Source organism: Leeuwenhoekiella nanhaiensis, assembly GCF_002744755.1.
GTDB classification, from domain to species: Bacteria; Bacteroidota; Bacteroidia; order Flavobacteriales; family Flavobacteriaceae; genus Leeuwenhoekiella; species Leeuwenhoekiella nanhaiensis.
The window spans coordinates 471,065-492,540 of sequence record NZ_KZ319289.1; the positions used below are offsets into that span (position 1 = coordinate 471,065).

General features: G+C 44.7%; 14 protein-coding genes and 1 tRNA gene. 9 read left to right on the plus strand and 6 right to left on the minus strand.

Translation table 11 applies throughout. From position 1 onward, the window contains the following. Positions 1–3 precede the first annotated feature (3 nt). Complete coding sequence (locus tag CJ305_RS08675) at positions 4–849, minus strand: helix-turn-helix domain-containing protein (protein WP_099645861.1); 846 nt, start codon at positions 847–849, stop codon at positions 4–6. 132 nt (positions 850–981) lie between these two features. Between CJ305_RS08675 and CJ305_RS08680 the strand changes: the two genes are divergently transcribed. The 6 genes from CJ305_RS08680 (at position 982) to CJ305_RS08705 (ending at position 10,395) form a co-directional block, all read left to right on the plus strand. Then, positions 982–1,914, plus strand: a complete 933-nt coding sequence (locus CJ305_RS08680; RefSeq protein WP_099645862.1) for a dihydrodipicolinate synthase family protein — start codon at positions 982–984, stop codon at positions 1,912–1,914. Positions 1,915–2,217: 303 nt separating this feature from the next. After that, positions 2,218–3,795: an aldehyde dehydrogenase (NADP(+)) gene (locus CJ305_RS08685; RefSeq protein WP_099645909.1), complete on the plus strand. Its 1,578-nt coding sequence runs from the start codon at positions 2,218–2,220 to the stop codon at positions 3,793–3,795. 116 nt (positions 3,796–3,911) lie between these two features. Then, complete coding sequence (locus CJ305_RS08690) at positions 3,912–5,627, plus strand: DUF885 domain-containing protein (protein ID WP_099645910.1); 1,716 nt, start codon at positions 3,912–3,914, stop codon at positions 5,625–5,627. A gap of 120 nt (positions 5,628–5,747) precedes the next feature. Further along, positions 5,748–6,755 carry a 4-hydroxyproline epimerase gene (locus CJ305_RS08695; RefSeq protein ID WP_099645863.1) on the plus strand — a complete coding sequence of 336 codons (1,008 nt, stop codon included), beginning with the start codon at positions 5,748–5,750 and terminating at the stop codon, positions 6,753–6,755. A gap of 102 nt (positions 6,756–6,857) precedes the next feature. Beyond that, entirely contained in the window at positions 6,858–9,143 is a 2,286-nt protein-coding gene (locus CJ305_RS08700; protein ID WP_099645864.1) for a S9 family peptidase, read from the plus strand. A gap of 1 nt (position 9,144) precedes the next feature. After that, complete coding sequence (locus CJ305_RS08705) at positions 9,145–10,395, plus strand: NAD(P)/FAD-dependent oxidoreductase (protein WP_099645865.1); 1,251 nt, start codon at positions 9,145–9,147, stop codon at positions 10,393–10,395. Positions 10,396–10,498: 103 nt separating this feature from the next. Here the strand turns inward: CJ305_RS08705 and CJ305_RS08710 are convergent, their stop codons facing one another. The 4 genes from CJ305_RS08710 to CJ305_RS08725 all read right to left on the minus strand — a co-directional run bounded on the left by CJ305_RS08710 (position 10,499) and on the right by CJ305_RS08725 (position 17,001). Continuing rightward, on the minus strand, positions 10,499–11,599 hold the full coding sequence (locus CJ305_RS08710; RefSeq protein ID WP_099645866.1) for a DUF4407 domain-containing protein: 1,101 nt from the start codon (positions 11,597–11,599) through the stop codon (positions 10,499–10,501). 300 nt (positions 11,600–11,899) lie between these two features. Continuing rightward, positions 11,900–14,101, minus strand: a complete 2,202-nt coding sequence (locus CJ305_RS08715; RefSeq protein ID WP_099645867.1) for a M56 family metallopeptidase — start codon at positions 14,099–14,101, stop codon at positions 11,900–11,902. Between the two features lie 39 nt (positions 14,102–14,140). Beyond that, complete coding sequence (locus CJ305_RS08720) at positions 14,141–16,633, minus strand: M56 family metallopeptidase (protein WP_099645868.1); 2,493 nt, start codon at positions 16,631–16,633, stop codon at positions 14,141–14,143. Next, positions 16,633–17,001: a BlaI/MecI/CopY family transcriptional regulator gene (locus CJ305_RS08725; protein ID WP_099645869.1), complete on the minus strand. Its 369-nt coding sequence runs from the start codon at positions 16,999–17,001 to the stop codon at positions 16,633–16,635. The genes CJ305_RS08720 and CJ305_RS08725 overlap by 1 nt, the downstream gene beginning before the upstream one ends. 314 nt (positions 17,002–17,315) lie before the next feature. On the opposite strand from CJ305_RS08725, the gene CJ305_RS08730 reads away from it, so the two are divergent. Then, on the plus strand, positions 17,316–17,897 hold the full coding sequence (locus tag CJ305_RS08730) for a PhnA domain-containing protein (protein WP_099645870.1): 582 nt from the start codon (positions 17,316–17,318) through the stop codon (positions 17,895–17,897). A 158-nt stretch (positions 17,898–18,055) separates the two neighbouring features. Then, entirely contained in the window at positions 18,056–18,829 is a 774-nt protein-coding gene (locus CJ305_RS08735) for a DUF1206 domain-containing protein (RefSeq protein WP_099645871.1), read from the plus strand. Between the two features lie 352 nt (positions 18,830–19,181). On the opposite strand, the gene CJ305_RS08740 is transcribed toward CJ305_RS08735, so the two are convergent. Continuing rightward, positions 19,182–20,579: a dipeptidase gene (locus CJ305_RS08740; RefSeq protein WP_099645872.1), complete on the minus strand. Its 1,398-nt coding sequence runs from the start codon at positions 20,577–20,579 to the stop codon at positions 19,182–19,184. 403 nt (positions 20,580–20,982) lie between these two features. Between CJ305_RS08740 and CJ305_RS08745 the strand changes: the two genes are divergently transcribed. Next, positions 20,983–21,064 (plus strand) — tRNA-Leu (locus CJ305_RS08745). Positions 21,065–21,476 lie beyond the last annotated feature (412 nt).

Below are 21,476 nucleotides of genomic sequence, written 5' to 3' on the forward strand. Positions count from 1 at the left end.
TTATTACGCGCTTAAATTTCGGTACTCGCGCGGCGACATCCCCTTTTCTTTTTTAAAATACCGGTTAAAGTTGGAAACCGAATTAAAACCTGCGGCATAGGCGATGTTAGCGATAGGTTCCTGCTGATCTGGGGTGCGCAGCAACTGGCAGGCGTGCTCAATACGCAGGCCGGTCAAAAATTCGCTAAAGGTTTTGTTCGTCCGCTCTTTAAAAAACCGGCAAAAAGCGGTGGGACTCATCACAGCGATTTCCGCGATTTCCTCCAGGCTTATGCGCTCCTGAAAATGACTCAGGCAAAAGTCAAAAACCTTACTCATCCGCTGACCTTCCGTATCGGTATAGCGTGAATTTTCGGTGAAATTGGAGAGCAGTTCTTTGGGAGCTTCAGCGGTTTCGTAAAGCAGGTTGATAAAGTGTAAGAAGCGCTTCATTCCGGAATTCTTCAGTTGCATAAAGCATTTTTTAAAGCGTAAATCCCGGTCTTTAATGCGGAAACCTGACTGGGCCAGATTAAAAAAGGGTTCAAAATCGCGGAGTTCTTCGGTCTCAAAAAAATCGGCGCCAAAACTTTCACGGTTAAAAAAAACCGAGAGCATATGCGATTCGCTGTCTTCCTGTATATTGCTTCTAAATACATGCGGCAGATTTCCGCCAAAAACCAAAACTTCACCGGGCTCAAAGCGGGTTACGGTGTTTCCGGTTAACAAGGTGCCGGTGCCACTCAGAACATAGCTCATCTGTATTTCGGGATGCTGATGCAGCTTGTCGTAAAAGAGGAATTCGTGATCCTCCTGCACGATGAGGGCCTGCTTGCCCGATTTCGGTATTTTAAACGGTAAAACTTTCACTAAGTAGAATTTGACCTAAATAACAGCCTTAATTTGAAGGTCGCGCTAAAATATGCAAAGATTTGGTTAAATACTACAAAAGAAATGCTTTAGAACTCCAGTAGCTTTGCTAGAGTATTTAAAATTAAACCTATGCAAATCAATTGGGAAGGCGTAATGCCCGCAGTAACCACAAAATTTACTCAGGACGATAAACTGGATCTTGAACTTTTTGAACTAAATATTAAAGCGCAGCTTGATGCCGGTGTTCATGGCATCGTACTGGGCGGTACTCTGGGAGAAGCCAGTACCCTGAGCGATGAAGAAAAAAGTACCTTAACCCGCAAAACGGTTGAAATCGTTGCCAGTAAAGTGCCGGTTATGATGAATATCGCCGAGCAAACCACAAAAGGTGCAATTGCAGCTGCAAAAAAAGCTGAAGAAGATGGTGCAAGTGGACTCATGATGTTGACTCCTATGCGTTACAAAGCCAGTGATCGCGAGGTGGTCGCCTACTTTAAAGCGGTGGCGCAAAGTACTTCGCTTCCTATTATGGTTTATAACAATCCCGTTGATTATAAGATTGAAGTGACTCAGGATATGTTTGAAGAGTTGCTCGAAGAACCCAATATTCAGGCAGTTAAAGAGTCTACACGAGATATTTCAAACGTGACGCGCATCAAGAACCGTTTTGGAGACCGTCTTAAAATTATGACCGGTGTTGATACGCTGGCTCTTGAAAGTTTATTGATGGGCGCAGACGGCTGGGTTGCCGGTTTGGTTTGTGCATTTCCTGCTGAAACTGTGGCGATTTATGAGCTGCAAAAAGCGGGTCGCATTGCCGAAGCACTTGAAATTTACCGCTGGTTCTTACCGCTTTTGGAGTTGGATATAGACGCTCAGTTGGTGCAAAACATTAAATTGGCAGAAGTACATACCAACATTGGGTCAGAATTCGTGCGGGCGCCGCGTCTTCCGCTTGCGGGAGCACGCAGGGAAGAGGTTCTTCAGATTATTAAGAAAGGTCTGGAAACCCGCCCCGTATTACCCGAATACAAGAGTTTAAATGCTGGCATAACTGCCTAAGCGTAAAACTACCTCGGGTCAGGCCTTGAGGTATTTTACCCCCTGGTGGTGTCAATTAAATTGGTGAGAAAATGGATCGGAAGCTAGAAACGTACTCAAGTACGGCTAAAACTAACTAACAAAGCAGAGGCCATGCCGAAGATCCATTTTTACCGATTTACCCTCTTTGAGGGTTTCAAATACAAGCCGGGCACCTTTCAGAGGTGCTTTCGCGCTAAATAAATACTGTTTTTGGCAGTTAAAGCTGAAAACTACAAGCTGATTTTTCAAGGTGTTTTTGAAAGTCAGACAATCAAAAATGATATGATTACAGGAAAAAATTACATAGGCAACAGCCTTTCGGCGAAAGGAACACAAACCTACAAAACGGTTAACCCGAAGCTTAACAGCGATAATGAGTGGGATTTTACCGAAGCCACAGAAGCTGAGGTAGATGAAGCGGCTCAAAAAGCGACGGAAGCTTTCGCAGTATACAAACAAAAAACAGATAAAGAACGCGCTGCATTTTTAAGAGCTATTGCAGAAGAAATTGAAGCTTTAGGTCAGGAAGTGATAGATGCGTACACCGCAGAGTCAGGCCTGCCCGAAGGGCGTGCGATGGGCGAGCGCGGGCGCACCATTGGCCAGCTGAATTCGTTTGCAGCTTTGCTTGAGCAGGGAGATTGGGTCCAGGCGACTATAGATCACGGTGACCCGGAGCGCACTCCCGCACCGAAACCTGATTTGCGCAAAATGCAAATCGCGGTAGGTCCCGTCGCCGTTTTTGGCGCCAGTAATTTTCCGTTTGCTTTTTCTACGGCTGGCGGTGATACGGCCAGTGCGCTGGCAGCAGGTTGCCCCGTTATTGTAAAAAGTCACCCGATGCATGCGGGTACGGGCGAACTCGTTTCTTCGGCGATTATAAAAGCTGCGGAAAAAACAGGGATGCCTGACGGTGTTTTCTCAAATCTGAATAGTAAAGGAATTACCGTAGGTGAGCAATTGGTAAAGCATCCTGCAATTAAAGCGGTGGGCTTTACCGGAAGCATCAAAGCCGGAACGGCATTGACCAAATTGGGTGCAGGCCGAAAAGAGCCTATCCCGGTTTATGCCGAAATGGGAAGCATTAATCCGGTTGTGATTTTGCCTGAAGCATTAAAAGCAAATGGTGAGTCATGGGCACAGAAATATGCCGGAAGCATCAATCTGGGAGCGGGACAGTTTTGCACCAATCCCGGACTTATTTTAGGAATTGAAGGCGCTGAACTCGATACGTTTGGAAAGCACCTAGCTGCAGCATTAGGTCAGCAACCGGCTAATTGTATGTTGCACCCCAATATTCACAGTTCCTACGAGAGCGGAAAGCAAAAAATGCTCGACGCAAACGGCACTGAAGTTCTGGCGGTAGCGCTTGAGGCGGAAGGTGCAAATGACGGCAAGCCCGCATTGGTTAAAGTAACTGCAGACGATTTTCTGGCTAATTCGGAATTGCATACCGAAGTTTTTGGTCCGTTTTCGATGCTGGTTGCCTGCGCTTCAAAAGCCCAGTTGCTCGAAGTATTGAATACCTTGGAAGGTCAGTTGACCGGTTCGTTGATTGCCGAAGCCGCAGAAGTTTCAGCATATACAGATGTGATTGACGCACTGCGTTCACGGGTAGGAAGAATTTTATTTAACGGGGTGCCAACCGGTGTAGAAGTATGCCCGGCGATGCACCACGGCGGTCCGTTTCCCTCAACTTCTGATGCGAAGTTTACATCGGTAGGTAATGACGCGATTTACCGCTGGGTACGCCCGGTTTCGTATCAGGACTGGCCTCAGGAACTATTACCCGATGCTTTAAAAGACGGAAATCCCTTAGGTATTCTGCGTAAGGTGGACGGTATTTATAATAAAGCCTAGTAACAACTCCTTCCCTTTGAAGGGAAGGTTGGGATGGGATGTTGACGGGAATTTTGATAGTTCTGCAAAGCCGGTAAGTAAAAAGTAAAATGATGATAATGTCTAAACGAATTCAGATGAAAACACGTTGTATACTACTGCTTGTCTTTTTGATGACAGGAGCTTTAAATGCGCAAAAATCCATTTCCCTGGACAGCATCATTAGCATTTATGAAAACCATCGGGATTACGATTGGCAGGATTATCCGCTGGGGCGTTACGATGAAGAATTGTATAAAGAGCGGGCTGCGTTTGCTCAGGAGCTTTTAGATAAGTTGGCGGCCCTGAACGAAGAGAAGCTCCCGGCAAGCCAAAAGATATCCAGTAAGCTTCTGGCTTTTGTGTTGCAGGATCAGGTAGCTGAGTACACCTACAAGATGCACCTCAATCCCATTCAGGCCGATCAGGGCTTTCACCTCAATCTCAATTATCAGGTGCGACCCATTCGCAATTACGATCAGGCGGTGGGGTATCTCAACCGGCTAAAGGCCATTCCGTATTTTGCTGAAAGTCATTTCGCCCTGATGCGCGAAGGGTTTAAGCAGGGTATTGTGCAGCCACGCGTGATTTTCAACGGGTATGAGTCCACCTACGAGACGCATATTGTCGACAATCCGCTGGAGAGTTATTTTTATTCGCCCTTTTTAGAATTGCCCGATAACATTTCGCAGTCGCGAAAAGATTCGCTGCTTACCGCCGCAAAGCAGGTAGTTGAAGACAGTGTGATCCCCAGTTTTAAAAAGATCAAAGCCTTTTTTGAGACCGAATATTTACCGGCAAGCCGGGATGCCATTGGAGTTTTGGCACAACCCGGCGGAGCAGAATTTTACCAAAACCGAATTGATTTTTACACCACTTCGACTGATTATACAGCAAAAAGCATCCACGAGCTGGGCCTGAAAGAAGTCGCCCGCATCAAAGCCGAAATGCAAAAAATCATCAAGGAAGTCAATTTTGAAGGCAGCTTCGCCGATTTCCTGAAGTTCTTACGTACCGATGCTCAGTTTTACGTTACTACCGGTGATGCTTTGCTAATGCACGCCCGGGATATTGCCAAGCGTATTGACAACGAGTTGCCAGCTTTCTTTTCGAGATTGCCAAGGCAGCCTTATGGTGTGATTAAAGTACCCGATGCGATTGCGCCTAAATATACCGGCGGGCGGTATTCCGGCAGCAGTATAATCGGTACGCAGGCCGGGCATTATTTGGTGAATACCTATCAGTTAGAGAGTAGGCCGCTGTACACCTTGCCATCGCTTACCGCGCACGAGGCCGTGCCGGGACATCACCTCCAAGGCGCCCTCAATCAGGAAATGAGTGACAGCATTCCGCAGTTTCGCAGAAATTTATACCTCTCCGCTTACGGTGAGGGTTGGGGGCTTTACTCCGAGTATCTTGCCGATGAGATGGGTATTTACAGAACGCCTTATGAGAAATTTGGTCAGCTCACCTATGAGATGTGGCGTGCCTGCCGTCTCGTGGTAGATACCGGGATTCACGCCATGGGCTGGAGCCGCCGGGATGTGGTAGACTATATGTCTCAAAATACGGCGCTTTCTATACACGAGATCAATACCGAAACCGACCGCTATATCGCCTGGCCGGGGCAGGCACTCAGCTATAAAATAGGCGAACTCAAAATACGCGAATTGAGGGAGCGTGCTAAAAAAGCTTTGGGCGAAAACTTTGACATCCGGGCGTTTCACGAGGTCATTCTCGGCGAGGGCACCGTGACCTTACCCATTTTGGAAGAACAGGTTGACGCCTATATCGCTGAAAATGGGAAAAGTTAAGGGTTAAAAGTTAATTGTGAATTCTACAAAGGAGAATGCAACCGGAAAATGCAACGTTATTTTAAGTAGAGCTTGAAACCATAATAAGAATAATAATAACAATAAGAATAGTAATACCGAATGCCCATCCACACTTTTCAATGTATAGACGCGCACACTTGTGGGAATCCTGTGCGTGTGGTTAAAACCGGCGGTCCCGAGCTGGTAGGCAAAACCATGAGCGAGAAGCGCCAGCATTTTTTAAAAGAATACGACTGGATACGCAAAGGACTCATGTTTGAACCCCGCGGTCATGATATGATGAGTGGGAGTATTTTGTTTCCGCCCCATGACCCTGCAAACGACTTTGCGATTTTATTTATTGAGACCAGCGGTTGCCTCCCCATGTGTGGTCACGGAACCATAGGTACCATTACCATTGCTATCGAAGAAGGCCTGATCACCCCTAAAGTACCCGGTAAAATCAGGATGGAAGCGCCGGCAGGTCTGGTAGAGATCGAATACCAGCAAACGGGAAAGAAGGTAGACTGGGTAAAGCTCACCAACGTAAAAAGTTATCTCGCCGCACGCGATTTGACCATTGAATGCCCGGAACTTGGCGAACTCAAATTTGATGTGGCCTATGGCGGAAATTACTATGCGATTGTTGATCCGCAGAAGAATTTTAGCGGCGTTCAGGATTTTTCAGCCTCAAAGATTGTACAGCTCAGTCAGGAATTGCGCCAGCGCATCAATCTGAAATACCCCGATCATTTCATACATCCTGAAAATGATACCATACGCGATGTAAGCCATATGTTATGGACGGGTTCGCCCATTGATCCTGCTTCAACGGGACGCAACGCAGTTTTTTATGGCGACAAGGCTATTGACCGCTCGCCCTGTGGTACCGGGACGTCGGCACGTATCGCCCAGTTGCACGCCCGGGGATTGCTACAGCCGCAAACCGATTTTATTCACGAGAGTTTTATAGGGTCCAAGTTTATTGGCCGTATTGAAGAAGTAACCACTTTGGGGAATTTTCCGGCGGTTGTGCCCAGCATCAAAGGTTGGGCGCGTATTTACGGGCATAACACAATGACTATTGATACCGAAGATCCGTATGCGTTCGGCTTTCAGGTGATTTAACCCTCATTGAGGGTTTTATTTGACGGCGCCTACTTCAAAATTGTAAATTGATTGTCAAACCCATATCTCTTCGGCTTGCCCGAGGTTGTTAATAAATAGAATATGAAGGTTTTTAAGTTAAATATTCAGTATATCACGCTTACGCTTTTGTTGATTGCGGGTGTTTCTTTCGCCCAGGAAAAAATGACAAAGGCTGACTATCAGCAGGCGATTGACTATACCTACGGAAATGTGATCAATCAAAAAGCCTTCAACCTCAAAACGGAAGTGCACGAGTTTGAGGAAGGTTCAGGGATTTGGTTTCTGAACTACGATAAAGCCGGAAAAACCTATCTGGGAGTAAATTACAAGGATCTCAGGACGGCTCCGCTTTTTGATCATGCAAAACTGGCGGAATCCTTATCCAAAGAGCTGGACAAAAACGTCGAGGCAACAGATTTAGACCTTTCCCGCCTGGAACGCAAAGCAGAAAGCCTGTATTTTGTTTTTGATGGAAAGCCTTTTTCGTGGGACGGTGATAGCCTTAAGCCCGTTGATTCAAAAAATGACAAGGCCAGGGATTCCTGGCGCAACCGCGACCGAAGCACTTCAACTTCACCCGATGGTAAATGGAAAGCTTTTGTAGAAAATCACAATTTATTCCTTGAAGATGCCGGGTCGGGTAAGAGGGTGCAGCTAACCACAGACGGGGAGCCGGGTTACGATTATGCCAGCAGTATCGGTTGGTTTGATATCATAGAAGGCGAAGGCACCGAGCGCCCACCGCATTTTGACGTACAATGGTCACCTGATTCCAAATACCTGGTGACGCAGGTGGTTGATACCCGCAATGCCGAAAAAATGTATTTGCTGGATTACAGCATAGACAGTCTGTATAAGCCCAAATTGCTGAGTTATTACCGCGGTTCGCCCGGCGATACCACGATGGTGACTTACAAGCCGGTATTTTTTGATGTGGAAACCAAAGAACAACTCGATATTGATCTGCCCAAAAAAATACACGTAAACAGTATCTGGCTTAAGTGGATGGATGACGAGCCGCATAAAATGATCGCCTCTTACCGCAGTCGCGGCTATAAAGATCAGTACTTAAAAGTGGTTGATCTGGATGCACAAAGCATCAGTCCGCTTTACGAAGAATCGGTTACGACCAGCATCGATAATTTTGAATTCCGTGAGGTGGAGGGTTGGCAGGATTTCGTTGTGCTTTCAGAGCGCAGCGGCTGGAAGCAGCTGTACCTTCTGAATAAACAAAGCGGCAAGCTAAAACCGCTTACAAACGGGGAATTTGTAGTTAATGAGATTGTCAATATCGATACCAAAAACAAGCTGATATACTATCTGGCTTCCGGTGTGGATAAAGCTGCAAATCCCTATCATCAGCAACTCTATAAAGTTTCCCTAAACGGAAAAATGACGAGCCTTACGCCTGAGCCTGTGAACCATGACATTCAGTTTTTAGAAGGATCAGCGTATTTTGCAGATGTGCTTTCGGCCGTAGATAAACCTTCTAAAACCCTTTTGCGCAGCAAGAAAACCGGAAAAATTATAGAAACGCTTACCGAAGCAGATGTTGATGCCCTGACCTGTGAAGGCTGGCAATTGCCGGAAGTGTTCAGCCTAACAGGTAAAGACGGTATAACGCCTATTTACGGGGCCTTTTGGCGACCGGTAAATTTTCATGCCACAAAAAAATACCCTGTGATTGATGCGACCTATACCGGGCCGCATACGCAGATGTTTCCGCGTTCGTTTGACCGTGCGCTCAGTCATCAGGCTATGGCCAATCTGGGTTTTATCGTAGTGGCCGTTGATGGTCTGGGTACAGCTGCCCGTTCCAAGGCTTTTCGCAATGTCTCGTATAGGAATATGGGCGACAACCTGCGCGATCATGTTAATGCGATTCGGTTTTTGGGCGAAAAGTACACCTGGGTAGACACAGACCGGGTCGGGATTTTTGGGCATTCGGCAGGCGGTTATGATGCGGCGCATGCGGTTTTGGCCTTTCCTGATTTTTATAAGGTGGCGGTTGCCAGCAGCGGGGATCACGATTTTAGAATGGAAAAAGCCTGGTGGCCCGAAATGTACATGGGCTACCCCATTGATGAGCGCTACGAGCAGGTCTCAAACGTGACTATGGCGCCCAATCTTAAAGGGAAATTATTGCTGGTTCACGGTGGGATTGACGATAATGTAAACCCTTCGGGAACCTTTAAACTGGCGGAGGCTTTAATTAAAGCCGATAAGGAGTTTGACCTGCTTATCATCCCAAGTCAGCGCCATGGATACAGTGGTAGTTATAACAGCTATTTTCAGAAAAAGCGCTGGAATTATTTTATAAAAAATTTGCTCAACAAAGAACCTTTGTGGGATTATAACATCAACTAACATGAGTAAGAAATGTGTTGTCATAGGCGGTGGGATTATTGGTTTATCCTGTGCTTATTATTTGCAGAAAACCGGTCACGAGGTAACGGTGATTGATCAAAGCGCTATGGATAGCGGTGCGTCCTACGTAAACGCCGGTTATTTAACGCCCAGTCACATCATTCCGCTGGCGGCGCCCGGTGTGATGAAACAGGGCCTAAAATGGATGCTCAGCAGCAAGAGTCCGCTTTACATCAAGCCCCGGCTCAATGCAGATTTTCTGAAGTGGACGATGGCCTTTAATAACTCCTGTTCCAAAGAAAATGTAGCTAAAGCCATTCCGGCGATACGCGATATCAATTTGCTTTCAAGGGACCTGTATGCAGCTATCAAAGAAGCCGAAGATTTCAGTTTTCAGCTTGAGAAAAAAGGCTTGCTGATGTTGTGCCAAAGCGATCACATGCTGGAAGAGGAGGGGCATACCGTAGCACTCGCCCATAAAGAAGGTTTGCCTGCAAAAATGCTGAGCGCTGAAGAAGTACAGCAAAAAATGCCTGATACGAAGTTAAATATCAAAGGAGCGGCTTATTACGAGTGCGACTGGCATACCACTCCGGGCGAGTTTATGCAGGAGTTTAAAACCCTTTTACAGCAAAATGGAGTTCAGTTTTTAAAAAATGAGCAGGTAACCGATTTTGAAAAGCAGGGCGAAAAGATCACCAAAGTACAAACCCAATCAGGCGGGCAGATTGAAGCCGATGAGGTGATACTCGCCACCGGAGCCTGGACCGGCACACTAAATAAAAAACTAAACCTGAATATCCTGATGCAGGCCGGTAAAGGCTATCGCATCAATTCTACCACAGAAACCGGAATCACACTGCCTTCGATTTTGTGCGAGGCCAAAGTAGCGATCACACCCATGAACGGGTTCACGCGTTTTGCCGGAACTATGGAAATCGCCGGGATCAATCACAACATCAACAAAGCTCGGGTAGATGCTATTGCCCAGGCTGTGCCCCGCTATTTTGAAAATGTAACAATCACCGAAGCCGAAAAGGCAGATGCGCAGTGCGGTCTGCGCCCGGTAACCCCAGATGGTTTGCCGTATATAGGTCATACCTCAAAATGGCAAAACCTCACGCTTGCAGCCGGTCACGCCATGATGGGCTGGAGTCTGGGCCCTGCTACCGGACTGCTGGTTTCTGAAGTGATTAATGGAACAAAGCCTTCGCTGGATTTGAGCGTGTACAATCCGGATCGAAAATTCTAGGGGCTTCTCCTCATCCCCAACCCTTCTCCCTAAGGAGAAGGGAGCTGTTTTGAGTCATGTTGAACGTGTTTCAGCATCGCATCAGCACTGTTTTTATGAATACCTAAAGCAACTTACTCTGGCGTTTGTAAAACGCGTCCTGCTGTTTTTGCATAAGTTCGCGCGCCATTTTCTTTTTGTAGTTGTAGAGTTCATCTTCCTGAGCCAGATCGCCGTAAACTTTGTCGTTTAGCACATTGTCTGCATCGATGAGGTTGCGTCGCTGGTTGGCTTTTTGGGTAGCCCAGGATTTGAGTTCGCCCTCAGCATCGGCCAGTTTCAGGTCGTATTCTCCGCGAGGCGAAATTAGTTTGGCAAAAATAGGTGTAGTCTCAATGGCCAGAAACAGTAAAAAGATAAAGAACGATGGCAGCCAGGGCAATTCGTCTAAAGCTTCAATACGCGCCATGAGTCCATCAAAATTATCAATGATCGGCTGGGTTTCGGCAACCCGGGTGTCGTAGACAGTTGCTAATTCGGTTTTTTGGGTTTCAAGTGCTGCGATTTTTTCGGTATTGGTTTGCTTTAGTTGTTGCAATTCGGCCAGGGCAGCATCGTGTTTGTCGCGTTTTTCTTTATAAACCGGACCTTTACCCAATCTGCCGGTTCCGGAAGTTCCTTCGGCTTCCGTAATATAGGTGCTGTAAAGCGCATTTACTTCGGCTTCTTTGGTCGTGATTTCGGTTTTTAGCGCTTCAATTTGCGTATCCAGAGCAGTGATTTCAGGAGTAAACTGGTTTGCAATCTGGTTTTGATTGGCGAGGGTGAGATCGTTCTTTTGTTCGAGCAAAACTCGATCAATTTCTTTCTCAAAGATTTTTAATTCCAAAGGCTTGGCGATAACCACAGCGATGATTAGTGCCAAAATCAAACGGGGAACAGCCTGCAGGAATTCGTCTAAAAAGTTATCCCGTTTTTTGAGGGTTGAAACGATAAAACGATCCAGGTTGAAAATGAGCAAACCCCACAAAAACCCGAAGCCTATTGCGATTGCTACGTTGTCAAAAACCGTGTACAGCGCGTATCCCGAAGCAATAAAAGCCATTAAGGCGGTAAAGAACACCGTGGCGCCAATACCGGCATATTTGTTTTGCTCGCCGGGAGCGCAGGTGTCTAATAAGGCGTGATCAGCACCCGAACAAAGAATAAAAAATTTTTTAAGCATAGTTTGATGATTGATGGTTCGACAGGCTCACCACGAGTTTTTCGACAAGCTCACCACGAGTTTTTCGACAGGCTCACCAGAAGTGGTTTCGCAGGCTTTTTAAAAGTTTATTGAAGGCTCATAACATGTTTTGATAAGCCTGTTGTTAATAGCTAAATTTAGAATAACCTGCTGAATAAATCCCGCCTTGTTAATAAGAAGTAGAACGCTGAACCAGTGTGGTTTGTTGTATTAATAGAAAAAAGGATTCCTCAGCTGTTTAAACAGCTGAGGAATGAAAATTTGGTCTGAGTTGTATGATCAGTTTGCTTTTTCTGCTTTTTGCTGAAGTTTTAAAACCTCCTTTTCGCTAAGTTGTTTTGCATAGCGATCATAATAATTAAAAGCGCCAGATTCCGTTTTTACATAATAATAGGTTTGATCGCCTATTACCAAATACCCGGCCTTTTTGGTCATTTGTTCCGGGCTAAGGGGTGAGCTTTTTTGGGGATTTTCAGATTTCGCCGGAATCAAGGCTTCCTCCTGAGGCTCCCCCGCAATAATCACTTTGATACTCTTAACACCGTAATCCCGAAGTGCTGATTTCACATCGGTGATGATCCCCATTTTAACCGACGGGTCTACCGTAATCTTTACGTCCATCACTTTGGCGCGTTCAGCTTTAGTATAGTCTGAATTATACCGGCTTAAGGCTTTTTCAATACGGTCTGAGTCTATCATTTTAGAGTTGATGAAAACCTGATGGTTTTTATCAATTTCGATATAAATGTCTTCAAAAACCTGAATGATTTCAGACTCTTCAGGAACGGGTTTGTTTAAGGTTTTATTTGATTTTATTGTTTTTGGTTCAGCTGGAGCCGGTGGGGGGATTAATTGTTGTGAAGGATTGATTTTAAACAATTCTGTCTTTTTAAATTCTTTATTTAGCTCTTTCAGAAACTCATCCATTCCCACTTGTGATTTTACATCAAGGATATAGTTTCTGTAGTCTTCAGGCGACCAGTCTGCCGTCATTGCATTAAGATCTTCTGCAAGTTTATCTTTTGAACTGGACTGGCTTATTAAGCTTACGCGATTATTTACTACATATACTGTAATAATCTTAGGAGCTTCTTTGATCTTCTTATAGGTATAGCCCTCTGAGCTGGTCATATGGTTTCCATCAACTGTAAAATAAATATCCTTATCGCCATATGTGAAATAAAATCCCTTAGACGTTAAGACTGGGTAATACCTATTTGTACCGAATTGATCTTTTATTGTCCAGATGGTGCCTCCGTTTTCTGAACGGATATAGAATTCCTGATCAACATCAACACCTTCCCAATCCCCGGCGAAAATTTTTCCGTAGGTATTTTCAGGGCGAATAAAGCTTTTGTCATTTAAAAGAAGTTCATTTTTTTCAGGTTTATAATTTATAAAAATCTGCATTTTACCAGCAGAAAGTGATTTGTTTTTCTTAGTTACTGCATAAAGGTTTTCACTTTCCTGACGCAACTCAAAGGTGTCTTTATAAGACTTCATCCAAAGCTTTTTATCCTGCTCGTATATTGTTAGTTGTGCGAACTCACTTTTGCGGTCAACCCATTTTCCCAATATAGAAAGAGACTCTTTTTGTACTACCGGCTTTGCGACAATCTCCTGATTGAAACAGTAGAAGCATAGGGCCAGCACAGGTACAAAAAGCACCAGTCGCAGAAGCATTTTTTTGACCGAGCGGGTTTTTGATAACATAAGAATTCGTTTTTTGGTTAATGAATAATTGATCGGGCTTGATAACGCGGTGTGATGAGCACCACCCGAATAGGTAAATAAAAGATTGGTATAGTTTTCAGTAGTTGTATTTTGAGCCAGGGCAGCACGGTCTGCGAGAAATTCGTGATTCAAAGCAATGCTTCTTTTTAAAAAGACCAGCAGCGGATTAAACCAGAAAATTACCTGTAGAAATTCGACTGCCAGAATATCCCAGGTGTGCTTTTGCGTGACGTGTGCCTGCTCGTGTGCCAGGATTTCCGGGGCGATGGAGTTGGTTTTAAATTCGGTTTTAGGCAGGAAAATGAACTTAAGAAACGAATGCGGAATAACCTTTCCGGCCAATAGGACGTTGATATGGGTTTTCGCCTCTACCTTTTCGTTGCAGGTTATTTTGTGACGAAGCCTGATCAAATTCCGCAGAAACCGAAACCCAAAAAGCAAAACACCGGCAACATAAACGATTCCTAAACCAACCAGCAGCCAGTTTGTAGGTTCTGCAACCGGTTCTGCAACCGGAGTTTCGGTAAAAACAGCCGGCTCAAAAACTACGGACTCAGTAACCACCGTTTGTGGTTCTACTTCAACCGTATAGCTCAGTGTGATCAGCGGTAATGCTAGAGCCAAAATCAGACTTCCCAACAGGTAAATCCGCTTAAAGTGGTGCGCAGCCGTTTGTTCTAAGGCGATTTTATAAAATCCCCAAAGCACCAGCAGGCACAAGATTGATTTGATGAGGTAGGCTGTCATACCTGATTATTTTTAATTTAAAAGCTATGCTGAAGTTTGTTATTCTTTGTCCTTTATAATTAATGCCTTTCTACCTTTAAAACTAGTCATTAGGATATTATAGTTATCACTTTCTTTCATTAACGATTTAGCTTGGGCGGAAGAGATCTTTTTATCGTTATAATAAATGTTATCCTTTGCTAGGTCTACCATTTCCAGTGCTGAGGGTGGCGGCGGCGGCGGTGGAGGAGTTCCTGCTTTTGGTGCAGCAGGCGCTGGTGGCGGAGGTGGAATCAAGCCATGTGCCGGTTGCGCCTGATATAAATCAGTTTTTTTGTATTCGCGTTCTACAGCTGCTCTTAGTTTAGGATCAGCATTGCTGGTAGATTTACCAATAAGCACCCTACAGTTCTCGAGTTCATCCTGAGTCCATCCGCGAGTTATCGCATTCATTTCTTTTACGAAGTCCTCAACATTAACTTTCTTAGAGTTCAAAAAAATTTGATCCTCTTCAATCTTAAAAGAAATCACTTTCCCATCCTGCTCTAAACGTGTTATCAATTCTTCTTCAGAAAGCTTAGTTTCGCTTGCTGGCGCCGGTGGCGGAGGAGTTCCTGCATTTGGAGCACCAGGTACTGGCGGTGGTGGCGGTAGTATTAAACCTTTAGGGTTTGCCTTATATAAGGCAGTTGTCTCAAAGGCGCTTTGCAATTTTTGCCAAATTTTTTCGGCAGGATCTGTGGTTCTCACATGGATACTGTAATTGCGTTTATCACTGAAAGACCAATTTTTACTAAGTGCATCGAGATCCTTTGCAAAATTTTCAATGCTTGTCTCCTGGCCATTAACCGAAACCTGCGCACCCATTACTATGATATTCAGTACTTTTTCATTTTGAGCGAGATATGTTTTTACTTCCTCAAAAGATGGCGGATTCTGCATCTTTTTATGACTTTCATAGTATTCAGATGTCATTAAATCAACCTGATAATAATGCGAGCCGTAATTTTTTGCATTTTTCTCAAGCTTGCTTATCGAATAATAGCTGTAATCATTAGAACTTTTCAAGGAAGCATTGGTAATACGTTTCCCGTCAACCCAAATGCCGTATTGCGAAGCGTCTTTCCATTCAGACAATTGCGATGCTGTTGGCGATTTTTTTTCTAAAATGCGATAAGTAGGATTTTTTGAAATTGCATTAAGATCAGCTTGTGTAATTACTTTCTTTTTACCGTCCTGTAGATATATATAGGCTTTAGGATTAATAGATTTTTCAGCTCCACTGGTTTCATTTTCATAATAGTCACCCTTTTTTAATGTCGATGAATCAATTCTGTTATGATTTTCAAAATAATCAGGAGTCATTAGTTTTACGACGTAGCCTTTTACAGATTTTGTAAGTCTGTTATCAACTGCGCTTACTTGATACCAAACAAAATCATCTTCGGTTTTATCGTTTAAAAAGTCACTGGAAACTCTTTCAGCATCAACCCATATTTCATATTTATCGGAGTCTTTCCAGGATTTAAGAAGTGCATCTGCGGGTGGGTGTTTTGCTAAGAACATAGGTAGCCTATCAGCTTTTTCAAGCTCCTCTTTGATGTTTTTATGAAGTGCTGCATCTGGATCTGCGACTACAGGAACTTCTTTCTGCTGTAATGATTCTTTGTAAACCGGCTTCGCCAAAATTTCCTCATTAAAGAAATAAACACATAAAGCGAGAACGGGCACAAAGAGTGCAAGACGGGTGGCCAGTTTTTTGACCGAGCGGGTTTTTGATAACATAAGAATTCGTTTTTTAGTTAATGAATAATTAATCGGGCTTGATAATGCGGTGTGATGAGCACCACCCGAATAGGTAAATAAAAGATCAATATAATTTTCAGTAGTGGTATTTTGAGTCAGTGCGGCGCGGTCTGCGAGAAATTCATGATTCAAAGCAATGCTTCTCTTCAAAAAAACAAGTAGCGGATTAAACCAGAAAATCACCTGTAAAAATTCCACCGCCAGAATATCCCAACTGTGTTTTTGCGTGACGTGTGCCTGCTCGTGCGCCAGAATTTCCGGGGCGATGGAGTTGGCTTTAAATTCGGATTTAGGCAGGAAAATGAACTTAAGAAACGAATGCGGAATAACCTTTCCGGCGAGCAACACGTTGATGTGGGATTTCGCCTGCACCTTTTCGTTACGGGTTATTTTCTTTCGAAGCCTGATCAAATTCCGCAGAAACCGAAATCCAAAAAGCAGAACACCAGCACCATAAACGATTCCTAAACCAACAAGCAGCCAGTTTGTAGGTTCTGCGACCGGTGCAGCAACCGGAGCTTCGGTAAAGGCAACCGGTTCAAAAACTGCGGACTCAGCAACCACCGTTTGCGGTTCTACTTCAACGGTATAGCTAAACGTAATCAGCGGTAAAGTGAGAGCCAAAACCAAACTTCCCAGGAGGTAAACACGCTTAAAGTGATGCGCAGCCGTTTGCTCTAAGGCGATTTTATAAAACCCCCAAAGCACCAGCAGGCATAAGATTGATTTGATGAGGTAGGCGAGCATCACTTTTTAGATTTTAGGCGTTCGTCAATCAGTTTTTTAAGATCCTCCAGTTCCTGCGGGGACAAATCGGTTTCCTTCGTAAAAAAGGAAGCAAACTGCGCGGCAGAGTCGTTAAAGAAATTTTTGATCATTCCATTCACCTGCCTGGCAAAATAATCTTTCTTCTTGACCAGGGGGAAATACTCCCGCGACCGCCCGTATTGCACATAGTCCACAAAATTCTTGTCCTGCATGCGCTTTAACAAAGTGGCGACGGTAGTCGTTGCAGGCCGTGGTTCGGGATACGCCTCAATGAGGTCTTTCATAAAGGCTTTTTCCTGTTTCCACAAGATTTGCATCAATTGTTCTTCGGCATTGGAGAGGTTCATTTTCTACAAGTTTAGAATGTATTCTACAAATGTAGAAATAAATTTTAATTCTACAAGTGTAGAGTAAATTAATTTTGATGTTTAGGGCGATCCTTTGCCGGATTTTTTTTGGGGACAGCCGAAAGATGTTGGTCTCCCGGCAAAGGCAGGCTTTCGGCAGTCGCTTTTTTGTACCCGCAGCGGTTGGATGATTGTACTAAAAGAAAACAGTATCGAAGCGCCGCGGGACAAAAAGAGCTCCAACAATGCCTCAATCCTTATCGCTTGATTTAACAATAATCTTAACTTTACCGCCCTAACCAATACTTAAAACTATGAGCCTCGAACAGGATTTAAGAGACCGAAGCGGCAATTTATGTGAACTATGCAGCAGCACAACCGATTTAGACGTGTATGCCGTGCCACATTCACCGGAAGGAGATACCGCAGACACCGCGATTTTTGCTTGTGGTACCTGCAGAACACAATTGGAAAATCCAGATCAGGTAGAGCCCAATCACTGGCGTTGCCTTAACGACAGTATGTGGAGCCCCGTGCCGGCGGTACAGGTAGTTGCTTATCGTATGTTGCACCAGCTTAAAGCCGAAGGCTGGCCGCAAGACCTGCTCGATATGATGTATATGGAAGAAGAGACGCGCGAGTGGGCTAAAGCCGGTGTGGCGCAGGAAACTGCAGCAAACGCACTGGTGCATCGCGACAGCAATGGAGTTATTCTCGAAGCGGGCGATTCGGTGGTGTTGATCAAAGACCTCAAGGTAAAAGGCAGCAGTATGGTGGCCAAACAGGGTACGGCTGTAAGACGTATTTCGCTAGATCACGAAAACGAAAAATACATTGAAGGCAAAGTTGACGGGCAGCAAATCGTTCTGGTAACTGATTATGTGAAAAAAATCTAGGTCTCATGGAAGCCTATTCAATTTTACGTTCGTAATCAGGGGTTTAAGGTTTAATTTTCTGACATTTAGCACTTTGTTTGGTTTATTATAACACGGGGTTGGGATAAGGCTGTGATGCATATCGATATATTGGCATCACTAACTAACCTAATACTCCAATGAACAATAAGAAAGAAAAACTGGCCCGTTTTGGTATGCTTGCCAAAGGTGTGGTCTATGCTATAATAGGAACCCTAACCGCAATGGCGGCCTTCAACCTGGGCGGTTCTAAAAGCGGAAATGAAAACGTACTTCAATTTTTAGCCGGTCAGCCTTTTGGCCAGGTGTTACTCGCACTTCTGGGGGTGGGGCTTTTTGGCTATACTTTTTACAGGTTTTATGAAGCTTTTAAAGGAAGCGGAGATTCGTGGAGTGAAGTCAAAGGATTTTTTAAGCGTTCCGGCTTTATCGTAAGTGGTATTTTTTATGGTGCGCTGGGTGTTACTGCACTGCGTATGGTTTTGGGCGAAAGCTCAGGCTCAGGGGGCAGCTCTATAATTTCTACCCTGATGGATAAATCATACGGACCCTATCTTGTGGGCTTTATTGCCCTATGTCTGGCTGGGAAAGCCATTTTTCAGGTCTATAAAGCCTATTCCGGAAAATTCAGGGATGATGTGAGTGAAAGCAGCCTCAGCCAGAACGAACGTAAGACCCTTATACGCGCCGGAAAAATTGGTTTTATCGCCAGAGGAATCGTTTCGGGGATTGTGGCCTTTTTATTCTTTAAGGTGGCTACCGGAAGCGGCGGAGATACCGGTGGTAAAGTTGCCGCCTTTGAGTTTCTGCAGAATAATTTTGGCGCAACCGTCATGGGAATTGTCGCCTTAGGTCTTGTCGCCTATGCGGTGTTTATGTTTATACAGGCCAAATATGCACAGATTCGGATTTAAGGTTCAAAATTTAAAATTCGAAATTAAAAAACCCGTAGGCCTGATGCCGTACGGGTTTTTTTATTGAGTTAATTAATTAGCGAATTTGAATAGTTAAATCGCAAACCGACTTCGATACGAATTTCAGATCGCTTTCGCTCACGGAAATTCACTCAGTCAGCATGATGCTGCAAAGGGAGACTGCTTACTGAAACACTGCGTGAGGGATTGAGGCATTGTTGGAGCTCTTTTTGCCCCGCGGTGCTTCGATATTATTTTCTTTCAGTAAAAGCACCCCAAACCGCGGGTGCAAAAAAGCGACTGCCGAAAGCCCGACCCCGCCTTTTGCGGGGTCACGCCCAAAAGTTTAAAATTAGTTTTCTGCAGACTTTAGTTTAGTGAACTCGTGGTAAAAATGCGGAATGGTCTCGATGCCTTTGAGAAAATTCCAAACCCCAAAATGCTCGTTTGGCGAGTGAATGGCGTCGCTATCCAGACCAAAGCCCATCAGGATGGTCTTGCTGTTGAGTTCGCGCTCAAATAAAGCCACAATTGGAATACTGCCGCCACTGCGCTGCGGGATGGGTGTTTTGCCAAAAGTCTTCTCATAAGCCGCCTCTGCCGCCTGGTAGCCGATGTTGTCAATGGGCGTTACGTAAGGCTCGCCGCCGTGATGCGGTTTTACCTTGACGCGTACGCCTTTTGGGGCAATGCTTTCAAAATGAGTTTTGAACAGCTGCGTGATTTCTTTCCAGTCCTGATGCGGTACCAGACGCATACTGATCTTGGCGTAAGCCTTACTGGCGATTACGGTTTTGGCTCCCTCGCCGGTGTAGCCGCCCCAGATGCCGTTGACATCGAGGGTAGGGCGTATGCTGTTGCGCTCGTTTGTGGTGTAACCGGCTTCGCCATAAACCGCGTCGATATCGAGCGCTTTCTGATAGTTTTCAAGTGAAAACGGGGCTTCGGCCATTTTTTCGCGTTCGGCGGCGGTGAGTTCATCAACCTGATCGTAAAATCCGGGAATGGTGATGTGGTTGTTTTCGTCGTGCAGTGAGGCGATCATTTTGGTAAGCACGTTGATGGGATTGGCTACCGCACCGCCGTAAAGGCCGCTGTGGAGATCGCGGTTGGGGCCGGTGACTTCGACTTCCACATAGCTGAGGCCGCGCAGGCCGGTGGTGATGCTGGGCACGTCTTTGGCGATCATACCGGTGTCTGAAATCAGGATTACGTCGTTAGCGAGCTTTGCCTGATTTCGGGAAACAAACCAACCCAGATTTTCGCTACCCACTTCTTCTTCGCCTTCGATCATAAACTTGACGTTGCAGGGCAGGTCGTCGTTTTGGGTCATATACTCAAGCGCTTTGACGTGCATATACATCTGGCCCTTGTCGTCGCATGCGCCGCGGGCAAAAATGGCACCGTCAGGATGCCCTTCTGTTTTTTTGATAACGGGTTCAAAAGGTGCGCTTTCCCACAAGTCTAGCGGGTCTGGCGGTTGCACGTCATAATGCCCGTAAACCAAAACGGTGGGCAGATTTTTATCTTTTATAATCTCGCCATATACGATGGGATATCCCGGAGTTTCGCAGATTTCAACTTTGGCACAACCGGCTTCTTTAAGGCGTTCGGCCACGGCATCGGCGGTGTTGAATACGTCGTCTTTATAGGCTTTATCGGCACTGATAGATGGAATTTTAAGCAGCTCGATGAGTTCGTCGAGAAAGCGTTTTTGATGGGTGTCTATGTATTTTTTAATGTCTTTCATCTATTTAAATTGTATCAGGAACTTGGGGTTCCGTTATTTAATTTGGTGTGATAACCTTTATTTACCGGGTGCCCATTATGGGCTTTCATAAGTAAAACTTGAGTTTGGGTAAAAATACGGATTGACTTTCAGATTTGTACTTTTGAAGGGGTGGAAAGGCTGAGGAAGAACGGGTAAAAAGCGGAGGGATTAAAATTGCTTTCCGGGATTGAAAAAATATTTTGAAAAAGCATTTTCAAATTCAAAATCTTTCCTATATTTGCACTCGCATTTTTACAGATAAGGATGCAAGTTTTTAACGGGAGTCCTAAGTACGTTAAAAATAGTATGCAGGCGTGGTGGAATTGGTAGACACGCTAGACTTAGGATTAAACCAAATAAAAAGTGTTAAATTGCACTTAATGCGGGTGTGGTGGAATTGGTAGACACGTCAGACTTAGGATCTGATGCCGCAAGGTGTGGGGGTTCGAGTCCCTTCACCCGCACAAAAGCCGAAGATTTATCTTCGGCTTTTTTTATTGAAAAAACTAAGCGAAAAAATGGACAGGTACAACATAGGTACAACATTTTGTCTTTTTTTGGATGCTAATAAGAAATGACATCATTTGTGATTTTTAGATATTAATTGCAATGAAAAAGTCTTTTCTTTAGAAAAGTCTAGTGATTTTTATCATTCCATTCAAGAAATTACAGTTTTAAAGTACTTTGCTATTATCCCTAAAAAAAGTATGAATATGGGACAAATTCTTACCTCAGACTTCTGCTTCCTCTAGAGATATGTATTAAAATTAAAAGCATTGGTAAGAAGTTTTTTATCATAAAATATTCCCGAAAGTTAAACTCGTAAAATACTTCCATCAAAAGACTACGGCATAAAGCCATCGCTTCTGCCCCTAC

Coding starts and splice junctions, on each gene's coding strand:
- CJ305_RS08740 (WP_099645872.1), bottom strand. CDS start 20,579: ATGAAAGACATTAAAAAATACATAGACACCCATCAAAAACGCTTTCTC.
- CJ305_RS08700 (WP_099645864.1), top strand. CDS start 6,858: ATGAAGGTTTTTAAGTTAAATATTCAGTATATCACGCTTACGCTTTTG.
- CJ305_RS08735 (WP_099645871.1), top strand. CDS start 18,056: ATGAACAATAAGAAAGAAAAACTGGCCCGTTTTGGTATGCTTGCCAAA.
- CJ305_RS08730 (WP_099645870.1), top strand. CDS start 17,316: ATGAGCCTCGAACAGGATTTAAGAGACCGAAGCGGCAATTTATGTGAA.
- CJ305_RS08690 (WP_099645910.1), top strand. CDS start 3,912: ATGAAAACACGTTGTATACTACTGCTTGTCTTTTTGATGACAGGAGCT.
- CJ305_RS08685 (WP_099645909.1), top strand. CDS start 2,218: ATGATTACAGGAAAAAATTACATAGGCAACAGCCTTTCGGCGAAAGGA.
- CJ305_RS08680 (WP_099645862.1), top strand. CDS start 982: ATGCAAATCAATTGGGAAGGCGTAATGCCCGCAGTAACCACAAAATTT.
- CJ305_RS08705 (WP_099645865.1), top strand. CDS start 9,145: ATGAGTAAGAAATGTGTTGTCATAGGCGGTGGGATTATTGGTTTATCC.
- CJ305_RS08710 (WP_099645866.1), bottom strand. CDS start 11,599: ATGCTTAAAAAATTTTTTATTCTTTGTTCGGGTGCTGATCACGCCTTA.
- CJ305_RS08720 (WP_099645868.1), bottom strand. CDS start 16,633: ATGCTCGCCTACCTCATCAAATCAATCTTATGCCTGCTGGTGCTTTGG.
- CJ305_RS08695 (WP_099645863.1), top strand. CDS start 5,748: ATGCCCATCCACACTTTTCAATGTATAGACGCGCACACTTGTGGGAAT.
- CJ305_RS08715 (WP_099645867.1), bottom strand. CDS start 14,101: ATGACAGCCTACCTCATCAAATCAATCTTGTGCCTGCTGGTGCTTTGG.
- CJ305_RS08725 (WP_099645869.1), bottom strand. CDS start 17,001: ATGAACCTCTCCAATGCCGAAGAACAATTGATGCAAATCTTGTGGAAA.